The sequence below is a fragment of the Streptomyces sp. NPDC127119 genome, assembly GCF_042677425.1.
GTDB lineage: Bacteria > Actinomycetota > Actinomycetes > Streptomycetales > Streptomycetaceae > Streptomyces.
This window is the reverse complement of the sequence record NZ_JBHXTO010000234.1, coordinates 1-8,583: the sequence shown is the minus strand read 5'-3', so window position 1 is coordinate 8,583 and position 8,583 is coordinate 1. Positions and strand designations below refer to the sequence as shown.

Sequence of the window (8,583 nt, the reverse complement as noted above, 5' to 3'; positions counted from 1 at the left end):
CGACAGGGGGGTCTGGGGGCGCAGCCCCCAGGGACGGTCAGCGCAGTCGCTTCGTCAGTGTGTACTCCGTGATCCCCGGCGGATAGTCGGGGATCACGCACACCACCTCGTACCCCTGCTTCCGGTAGAAGTCCGGTGCCTGGAAGTCCCACGTCTCCAGCCGGGAGGCACGGCACTCCCGTGACGAGACGGCCAGACGTTCCGCGCGGGACAGCAGATGCGACCCGAGCCCGGTCCCGCGGTGGCGTTCGTCGACCCAGAGATAGGCGACATGCAGCCACGTCGCCCACGTGTGCCCGATCAGTCCGCCCGCGATCGAACCCCCCGGCTCCAACGCCCACACGTGGAGCGGAACTTCCCGTTCACCAGGCGTTCCGCTCAGAGAACGCAGCACGGGAGACGCCGCCGTATTGGCCTCCCGCAGCCGAGACCGCAGGAATTGGCCACGTTCTTTGTCGACTTCTGTCTCAATACGAAACATACGGCTCACCATAAACGCGTCGGCCAATCAGTTCTGCAAATCACCTTCCGCTCCTGCCGCACGGCCTTACTCTGATGAGCAGCACCGGTGGGGGCCGGTGCCGATCAGGGGGCGAGACAGTCGGGTACGACGCCCGAAGTGGGGGTAGCAGTCTCAGCACGGCGGCGGCCGTGCGACTGCGGCACCCCGTTTCCTGAGCCGACAGGAGGCTCGGGAACACCTCGGGCGCCGTACCTGCGCCGGTCCGTCCCCCGACCAGTGGGGGTTTCTGTGGTTCGCATCCGTGTTCTGGTCGTCGACGACCATCGTATTTTCGCCGAGTCGCTCGCCGCAGCCCTGGCCGCCGAGCCCGATGTCGACGTCTCCGCGGCGGGCAGTGGCCCGGCCGCGCTGCGCTGCCTGGAGCGGGCGGTCGCGGAAGGCCGCCGGTTCGACGTGCTGCTCGTCGACGCCGACCTCGGCGGCAACGTGCCGGGTGTCCGCCCGGCCGTGCCCGTGCACGACAACAACGAAGAAGGCCTGGTCGACGGCATCTCGCTGGTGGCGGGCGTCCGTTCGGGCCAGCCCGGTGTCCGTACCGTCGTACTCGCCGAGAAGGACGATCCGCGCCGTGCGGCTCTCGCCCTGCAGGCGGGCGCCTCGGGCTGGGTGGCCAAGGACTGCTCGCTGTCCCGGCTGCTGACCGTCATCCGCGGGGTGCTGCGGGACGAGACGCATCTGCCGCCGGCCCTGCTCACGGGTGTGCTGCGTGAGCTGACCGCCGCCCGCAAGCACCGCACCGAGAGCGAGCGGCTGGTGGAGTCGCTGACTCCGCGCGAGCGCGAGGTGCTGCGGTGCATGGTGGCGGGACTGGGGCGCAAGGCGGTCGCCGAGCGGCTGTTCCTCTCCCCGCACACGGTCCGTACGCATATGCAGAACGTGCTGGGCAAGCTGGGCGTGCACTCGACCCTCGCGGCCGTGGCGCTCGCCCGCCGGGCCGGGGTCGGTCCGGTGGACCTAGCCGGGGATGTTGTCGAACGGGGCGGTCAACTGGCGTAGCAGCCCGGCCAGTTCACCGCGCTGCGCCCGGCTGAGCTCCGCGAGGATCGCGCGCTCCTGGTCGAGGAGTCCGGCGAGTGCCTGGTCGGCGCGGTCCCGGCCCTCCTCGGTGAGGCGTACGAGCACGCCCCGGCGGTCGCTGGGGTCGGGGAGCCGCTCGACCAGGCTCTTCTTCGCGAGCCGGTCGATCCGGTTCGTCATCGTGCCCGAGGTGACGAGGGTCTGGGTGAGCAATTGCCCGGGGGAGAGCTGGTACGGGGCTCCCGCGCGCCTCAGTGAGGTCAGCACGTCGAACTCCCAGGGTTCCAGGGCGTGCTCGGCGAACGCGATGCGCCGGGCCCGGTCCAGATGCCGCGCGAGCCTGCTCACGCGGCTGAGCACTTCGAGTGGTTCCACGTCGAGGTCGGGGCGCTCCCGGCGCCATGCTGCGACCAGCCGATCGACCTCGTCCTCCATGGCGATCAGTGTAGTGGTTGTGTCGATGTGAAGTCTCTTGATGTGAAGTATCTTGACGACGAGATAGTCGGGGTGTGAGGGTGGAGGTCGGCCCGGCCTGACCCCTAGGAGGCACCCGATGTCCGCCACCACCACTCCCACCTGGGATCCCGGGCAGTACCTGCGCCATGCCGGGCACCGCGCGCGGCCCTTCGCGGAACTGCTCGGCCGCGTTCCCGCCCTGCCCGGCGAACCGGCCCGGATCGCCGATCTGGGATGCGGACCCGGCAACGTCACGGTCCAGCTCGTCGAACGGTGGCCGGGCGCGTACGTCACCGGGTACGACAACTCACGGGAGATGCTGGCCCGCGCCGAGGAGCACGCGGGGCCGACCGCCGGTGGCGGCGGCCTGGACTTCGCCCACGCGGACCTCACGCAGTGGGCGCCCGCGGAGACGTACGACCTGATCGTCTCGAATGCCGCGCTCCAGTGGGTGCCGGGGCATCTGGAGGCGTTCGGGGCCTGGCTCGACGCGGTCGCCGCCGGCGGGACCTTCGCGTTTCAGGTGCCCGACACCATCGACGCGCCGCTGCACGCGCTGATGCGTGAACTCGCCGCCTCCCCGCGGTGGAAGGGGCGGCTGGGCGGAGTTCTCCGGCGCCCGGACTCGGTGCACGAACCGCTCGTCTACCTGGACCGGCTGGCGCGGCTGGGGTGCGAGGTGGACGTCTGGCAGACGACGTACCTGCAGATCCTGGAGGGGGAGGACGCGGTCCTCGACTGGTCCAAGGGGACGGGGATGCGGCCGGCCCTCACGGCTCTGGCCGACGACCCGGAAGCCAGGGACGCCTTCACCGCCGAATACCGCGACCTGCTCCGCACGGCCTACCCGACGGCCCCGTACGGCACGGTCCTGCCGTTCCGGCGGCTGTTCGTGGTGGCACGGAAGGCTTCTTGAGCAGATGCTGACAGCCGTGGACCACGTCCAGCTCGCCGCGCCACCGGGCTCGGAGCCGGCCCTGCGCGACTACTACGTCGACGCCCTCGGCATGACCGAGATCCCCAAGCCGCCCGCGCTCGCCGCACGCGGAGGCTGCTGGTTCCGGGCGGGAGCCGTGCAACTGCACGTGGGGATCGACCCGGATTTCCGCCCCGCGAAGAAGGCGCATCCGGGGCTGCGGGTGGTGGATATCGAGGCGTACGCGGCTCGTCTGGTCGCCGGCGGGGGCTCGGTGACCTGGGACACCGCGCTTCCGGGGCATCGGCGGTTCTACTCCGAGGACCCCGTCGGCAACCGGCTGGAGTTCCTGGAGCCGTGTCTCAGGGGGTCCGGCCCAGGTGGGTGACGAGGATGCGGATCACGTCCTCCTGGATGACGTAGAGAACGCGGTAGTCGCCGACGCGCAGACGGCGGAGGCTGGGGGAACCGTAGGCGGTCGACCCTGTCGGACGGGGGTCGTCGGCCAGCTTGTCGATGGTGTCCAGGAGCAGCACGAGGCCGTTCGGGTCCTCTTCGAGGAACCGGGCTGCGGAGTTGAGGGCGTGCGGCTCGAAGGTGATCTCGTAGGTCACTTTTGTTCGAGCCCCAGTCGCCTGCGCACCTCTGCCATGGGGATGCCGGGCTCGACCGTCCCCTCCGCTTCGCGTCGCTGGTAGTCGGCGATCGCGAGCGCGTCCTCCAGGTCCTCTATGACCTGGGGCGAGACGAGCAGCGCCGCCACGTGGCCGTGGTCGGTGAGGGCGATGGTCTCGCGGCCGTGGGCCGCGCGGCGGACGAGGTCACCGAGCTGGGAACGGGCGGCGCTGATCGCGATCTCAGTCATGGGCGTATTGGTATCACAAGGTTCACGTTGTGGCCCATGCATTAACTCTTTCGGCGCCCTATCAGCCGGGGCTTCGCCTCCAGGCCGTCCAGGCCGTGCCAGGCCAGGTTGACCAGGTGGGCCGCCACCTCCGCCTTCTTGGGGCGGCGGACGTCCAGCCACCACTGACCCGTGAGGGCGACCATGCCCACCAGGGCCTGGGCGTACAGGGGAGCCAGTTTGGGGTCGAAACCGCGGCGTTTGAACTCGCGGCCCAGGATGTCCTCCACCTGCGTGGCGATGTCCGAGATCAGGGACGCGAAACTGCCCGTCGACTGCGGGATCGGGGAGTCGCGGACCAGGATGCGGAAGCCGTCCGTGTACTCCTCGATGTAGTCGAGGAGGGCGAACGCCGCCTGCTCGCACAGTTCGCGCGGATGGCCCGCGGTGAGGGAACTCGTCACGCCGTCCAGCAGACGGCGCATCTCGCGGTCCACCACGACCGCGTACAGGCCCTCCTTGCCGCCGAAGTGCTCGTACACCACCGGCTTGGAGACACCGGCCTTCGCCGCGATCTCCTCCACCGACGTCGCCTCGAAGCCCTTCTGGGCGAAAAGGGTGCGGCCGATCTCCAGCAACTGGGCCCGTCGCTCCGCCCCCGTCATCCGGGTGCGGCGAGCGCGCCGCGGCTTTTCATTGCTGGATGTGCTGGAGTCGGCCACGCCGTCAATCATGCCGCCTCGGCCGTCTCCGGCTTGCGCCGGGCGCCCTTCCCGTCCGGGTTACGGCGGGAATCGATACGTGAGCGTGACGGCCAGCGCACGTCGTACGCCCAGCCGAAGCGCTCGAACCAGCGGATCAGACGGGCCGACGAGTCCACCTGGCCGCGCTCCACACCGTGCCGGGCCGACGTCGGGTCCGCGTGGTGGAGGTTGTGCCAGGACTCGCCGCAGGACAGGACGGCCAGCCACCACACGTTCCCCGAGCGGTCACGCGACTTGAAGGGGCGCTTGCCCACCGCGTGGCAGATCGAGTTGATCGACCAGGTCACGTGATGCAGCAGCGCCACCCGGACCAGGGAGCCCCAGAAGAAGCCCGTGAACGCGCCCCACCAGGACATCGTCACCAGACCGCCGATCAGCGCGGGCAGCGCGATGGACAGGCCCGCCCAGAGAAGGAACTGGCGGGAGATCGTGCGCAGCGCCCGGTCCTTGATCAGGTCCGGCGCGTACTTCTCCTGCGGGGTCTGCTCCTCGTCGAACATCCAGGCGATGTGGGCCCACCACAGGCCCTTCATCAGAGCCGGGACCGTCTCACCGAAGCGCCACGGCGAGTGGGGGTCACCCTCGGCGTCCGAGTACTTGTGGTGCTTGCGGTGGTCGGCCACCCACCGGACCAGCGGCCCTTCGACGGCCATGGAACCGGCGATGGCGAGCGCGATCCGCAAAGGCCGCTTCGCCTTGAAGGCGCCATGGGTGAAGTAGCGGTGGAATCCGATCGTGATGCCGTGGCAGCCCAGGAAGTAGAAGAACACCAGCAGACCGAGGTCCAGCCAGCTCACACCCCAGCCCCAGGCCAGTGGAACCGCCGCGAGGACGGCCAGGAACGGGACGGTGATGAAGAGGAGAAGGGTGATCTGCTCGATCGAGCGCTTCTTCTCGCCGCCCAGCGTGGCGGACGGGACGGGGGAGTCGTCGTGCGCCCTCGGGGCGTCATCGATCACGTCGGAACTTGCGGTCATGGGGGCGTCCCCTGTGGGGTCGAGGAGGGTGGGTGTGGCCGGTAAGCGTGGCTGGGGGTAGCCGGAAACAGCGCTTACGGTTCCGTAACCTACGGCGTCGTAAGTATGGCAGCGCGTTGCGCCGGGGCAAGAGCCCGAGAGACTGCGCGTCCGGATGGACACCTATCCTTGGTCTCGGTCGGACAGCGCGGTCCGCTCTGTTTCATTCCCGTATGCCCAGCCGCTGATGCGGCGCTAGCCGCCTCGGGCCGACGGGTTCCCCTCCAGACGAGCTTCAACACTGCAAGGAGCCGCACCTGTGAGCAGTGCCGACGACCAGAACACGACAACGGGCAGTGAACTGCGCGCCGACATCCGCCGCCTCGGAGACCTGCTGGGCGAGACCCTCGTACGGCAGGAGGGCCCCGAGCTCCTGGAGCTGGTCGAGAAGGTCCGCCGCCTCACCCGCGAGGACGGCGAAGCCGCCGCCGAGCTGCTGCGCGGCACCGAACTGGAGACCGCGGCCAAGCTGGTCCGCGCCTTCTCCACCTACTTCCACCTCGCCAACGTCACCGAGCAGGTGCACCGCGGCCGCGAACTGCGCGCCCGGCGTGCCGCCGAGGGCGGACTCCTCGCCCGCACCGCCGACCGCCTCAAGGACGCCGACCCCGAGCACCTGCGCGTCAGCGTCAAGAACCTCAACGTCCGCCCCGTCTTCACCGCGCACCCCACCGAGGCGGCCAGACGCTCGGTCCTCAACAAGCTGCGCCGCATCGCCGCCCTGCTGGAGACCCCGGTCATCGAAGCCGACCGGCGCCGCTACGACACCCGTCTGGCCGAGAACATCGACCTGGTCTGGCAGACCGACGAGCTGCGCGTCGTACGCCCCGAACCGGCCGACGAGGCCCGCAACGCCATCTACTACCTCGACGAACTGCACGCCGGCGCCGTCGGAGACGTCCTGGAGGACCTGACCGCGGAACTGGAGCGTGTCGGCGTCGAGCTGCCGGACGAGACCCGCCCCCTGACGTTCGGCACCTGGATCGGCGGCGACCGCGACGGCAACCCGAACGTGACCCCCCAGGTCACCTGGGACGTCCTCATCCTCCAGCACGAGCACGGCATCAACGACGCGCTGGAACTGATCGACGAACTGCGTCACTTCCTCTCCAACTCCATCCGCTACACCGGCGCCACCGAGGAACTGCTCTCCTCCCTGCAGGCCGACCTCGAACTGCTGCCGGAGATCAGCCCCCGCTACAAGCGCCTCAACGCCGAGGAGCCCTACCGGCTCAAGGCCACCTGCATCCGGCAGAAGCTGGAGAACACCAAGCTCCGCCTCGCCAAGGGCATCCCGCACGAGGACGGCCGCGACTACCTCGGCACCGCCGAACTGCTGCGCGACCTCACCCTCATCCAGACCTCCCTGCGCGCGCACCGCGGCGCCCTGTTCGCCGACGGCCGCATGAACCGTACGATCCGCACGCTCGCCGCCTTCGGCCTGCAGCTCGCCACCATGGACGTACGGGAGCACGCGGACGCCCACCACCACGCACTCGGGCAGCTCTTCGACCGGCTCGGCGAGGAGTCCTGGCGCTACGAGGACATGCCGCGCGAGTACCGGCACAAGCTGCTCGCCAAGGAACTCCGCTCCCGCCGGCCCCTCGGACCGACCCCGGCCCCCCTCGACGCCGCCGGAGCGAAGACCCTCGGCGTCTTCGAGACCGTCAAGAAGGCCCTCAGGGTCTTCGGACCCGAGGTCATCGAGTCGTACATCATCTCGATGTGCCAGGGCGCCGACGACGTGTTCGCCGCCGCCGTACTGGCCCGCGAGGCCGGACTCCTCGACCTGCACGCCGGCTGGGCGAAGATCGGCATCGTGCCGCTCCTCGAGACGACCGACGAGCTCAAGGCCGCCGACACCATCCTTGAGGACATGCTGTCCGACCCCTCCTACCGGCGGCTCGTCGCCCTGCGCGGCGACGTCCAGGAGGTCATGCTCGGATACTCCGACTCGTCGAAGTTCGGCGGCATCACCACGAGCCAGTGGGAGATCCACCGGGCCCAGCGCCGCCTGCGCGACGTCGCCCACCGCTACGGCGTCCGCCTGCGGCTCTTCCACGGCCGCGGCGGCACCGTCGGCCGCGGTGGCGGCCCCTCGCACGACGCGATCCTCGCGCAGCCCTGGGGCACGCTCGAAGGCGAGATCAAGGTGACCGAGCAGGGCGAGGTCATCTCCGACAAGTACCTCGTGCCGTCGCTGGCCAGGGAGAACCTCGAACTGACCGTCGCGGCCACCCTCCAGGCGTCCGCGCTGCACACCTCCCCGCGGCAGTCCGACGAGGCGCTCGCCCGCTGGGACGCCGCCATGGACGTCGTCTCCGAGGCCGCCGAGGCCGCCTACCGCCGGCTGGTCGAGGACCCCGACCTGCCGACGTACTTCCTCGCCTCCACACCGGTCGACCAGCTCGCCGACCTGCACCTGGGCTCGCGGCCCTCCCGCCGCCCCGGCTCGGGCGTCTCGCTCGACGGCCTGCGCGCCATCCCGTGGGTCTTCGGCTGGACCCAGTCCCGCCAGATCGTCCCCGGCTGGTTCGGCGTCGGCGCCGGCCTCAAGGCACTGCGCGAGGCCGGCCTCGACAGCGTCCTGGACGAGATGCACGAGCAGTGGCACTTCTTCCGCAACTTCATCTCCAACGTCGAGATGACGCTCGCCAAGACCGATCTCAGGATCGCCCGCCACTACGTCGAGACCCTCGTCCCCGAAGAGCTCCAGCACGTCTTCGCCACCATCGAGGCCGAGCACGAGCTGACCGTCCGCGAGGTGCTGCGCATCACCGGTGAGGCCGAACTCCTCGACGCCCACCCGGTGCTCAAGCAGACCTTCACCGTCCGCGACGCCTACCTGGACCCGATCTCCTACCTCCAGGTGGCCCTCCTCAAGCGGCAGCGCGACGCCGCCGCGGCCGGCTCCGAGCCGGACCCGCTGCTGTCCCGCGCCCTGCTCCTGACGGTCAACGGTGTGGCGGCGGGCCTGCGCAACACCGGCTGACCGGCCGGACGGCACGAACAAGGGGCGCCGGGGGGGGGCGCCACGGGCCACCCCC

10 protein-coding genes are annotated in these 8,583 nt (G+C 70.1%); 4 read left to right on the top strand and 6 right to left on the bottom strand.

Annotated elements, in window-relative coordinates; genetic code table 11:
• Positions 1-37: 37 nt before the first annotated feature.
• Positions 38-493 carry a GNAT family N-acetyltransferase gene (locus tag ACFVH5_RS42630; protein ID WP_385839059.1) on the bottom strand — a complete coding sequence of 152 codons (456 nt, stop codon included), beginning with the start codon at positions 491-493 and terminating at the stop codon, positions 38-40.
• Between the two features lie 258 nt (positions 494-751).
• On the opposite strand from ACFVH5_RS42630, the gene ACFVH5_RS42625 reads away from it, so the two are divergent.
• On the top strand, positions 752-1,519 hold the full coding sequence (locus tag ACFVH5_RS42625; RefSeq protein WP_107015605.1) for a response regulator transcription factor: 768 nt from the start codon (positions 752-754) through the stop codon (positions 1,517-1,519).
• On the opposite strand, the gene ACFVH5_RS42620 is transcribed toward ACFVH5_RS42625, so the two are convergent.
• A complete protein-coding gene (locus ACFVH5_RS42620; protein ID WP_107015606.1) occupies positions 1,478-1,975 on the bottom strand; it encodes a MarR family winged helix-turn-helix transcriptional regulator in 498 nt (165 codons plus the stop codon). The two genes, ACFVH5_RS42625 and ACFVH5_RS42620, sit on opposite strands and share 42 nt — an antisense overlap.
• Before the next feature lie 118 nt (positions 1,976-2,093).
• On the opposite strand from ACFVH5_RS42620, the gene ACFVH5_RS42615 reads away from it, so the two are divergent.
• Both ACFVH5_RS42615 and ACFVH5_RS42610 read left to right on the top strand, forming a co-directional pair.
• Complete coding sequence (locus ACFVH5_RS42615; protein WP_385839058.1) at positions 2,094-2,912, top strand: trans-aconitate 2-methyltransferase; 819 nt, start codon at positions 2,094-2,096, stop codon at positions 2,910-2,912.
• Between the two features lie 4 nt (positions 2,913-2,916).
• Complete coding sequence (locus ACFVH5_RS42610) at positions 2,917-3,300, top strand: VOC family protein (RefSeq protein WP_385839057.1); 384 nt, start codon at positions 2,917-2,919, stop codon at positions 3,298-3,300.
• Here ACFVH5_RS42610 and ACFVH5_RS42605 read toward each other — a convergent pair.
• The 4 genes from ACFVH5_RS42605 to ACFVH5_RS42590 are packed head-to-tail and all read right to left on the bottom strand — an operon-like array spanning position 3,275 to position 5,497.
• Entirely contained in the window at positions 3,275-3,526 is a 252-nt protein-coding gene (locus ACFVH5_RS42605) for a type II toxin-antitoxin system RelE/ParE family toxin (protein WP_385839056.1), read from the bottom strand. The genes ACFVH5_RS42610 and ACFVH5_RS42605 overlap by 26 nt on opposite strands.
• Positions 3,523-3,777, bottom strand: a complete 255-nt coding sequence (locus ACFVH5_RS42600) for a type II toxin-antitoxin system Phd/YefM family antitoxin (protein ID WP_385839055.1) — start codon at positions 3,775-3,777, stop codon at positions 3,523-3,525. The genes ACFVH5_RS42605 and ACFVH5_RS42600 overlap by 4 nt, the downstream gene beginning before the upstream one ends.
• A 41-nt stretch (positions 3,778-3,818) precedes the next feature.
• Positions 3,819-4,490: a TetR family transcriptional regulator gene (locus ACFVH5_RS42595; protein ID WP_385839054.1), complete on the bottom strand. Its 672-nt coding sequence runs from the start codon at positions 4,488-4,490 to the stop codon at positions 3,819-3,821.
• Positions 4,487-5,497, bottom strand: coding sequence for an acyl-CoA desaturase (locus ACFVH5_RS42590; protein WP_384815520.1), 1,011 nt, complete (start codon positions 5,495-5,497; stop codon positions 4,487-4,489). Before ACFVH5_RS42590 ends, ACFVH5_RS42595 begins: the two co-directional genes overlap by 4 nt.
• A 298-nt stretch (positions 5,498-5,795) precedes the next feature.
• On the opposite strand from ACFVH5_RS42590, the gene ppc reads away from it, so the two are divergent.
• Entirely contained in the window at positions 5,796-8,528 is a 2,733-nt protein-coding gene (ppc, locus tag ACFVH5_RS42585) for a phosphoenolpyruvate carboxylase (RefSeq protein ID WP_384815517.1), read from the top strand.
• Positions 8,529-8,583: the final 55 nt, after the last annotated feature.

What these genes read in the sequence shown, in the direction of transcription:
- ACFVH5_RS42595 (WP_385839054.1), bottom strand. Translation starts at nt 4,490, where the DNA reads ATGATTGACGGCGTGGCCGACTCCAGCACATCCAGCAATGAAAAGCCG.
- ACFVH5_RS42590 (WP_384815520.1), bottom strand. Translation starts at nt 5,497, where the DNA reads ATGACCGCAAGTTCCGACGTGATCGATGACGCCCCGAGGGCGCACGAC.
- ACFVH5_RS42615 (WP_385839058.1), top strand. Translation starts at nt 2,094, where the DNA reads ATGTCCGCCACCACCACTCCCACCTGGGATCCCGGGCAGTACCTGCGC.
- ACFVH5_RS42630 (WP_385839059.1), bottom strand. Translation starts at nt 493, where the DNA reads ATGGTGAGCCGTATGTTTCGTATTGAGACAGAAGTCGACAAAGAACGT.
- ACFVH5_RS42620 (WP_107015606.1), bottom strand. Translation starts at nt 1,975, where the DNA reads ATGGAGGACGAGGTCGATCGGCTGGTCGCAGCATGGCGCCGGGAGCGC.
- ACFVH5_RS42600 (WP_385839055.1), bottom strand. Translation starts at nt 3,777, where the DNA reads ATGACTGAGATCGCGATCAGCGCCGCCCGTTCCCAGCTCGGTGACCTC.
- ACFVH5_RS42610 (WP_385839057.1), top strand. Translation starts at nt 2,917, where the DNA reads ATGCTGACAGCCGTGGACCACGTCCAGCTCGCCGCGCCACCGGGCTCG.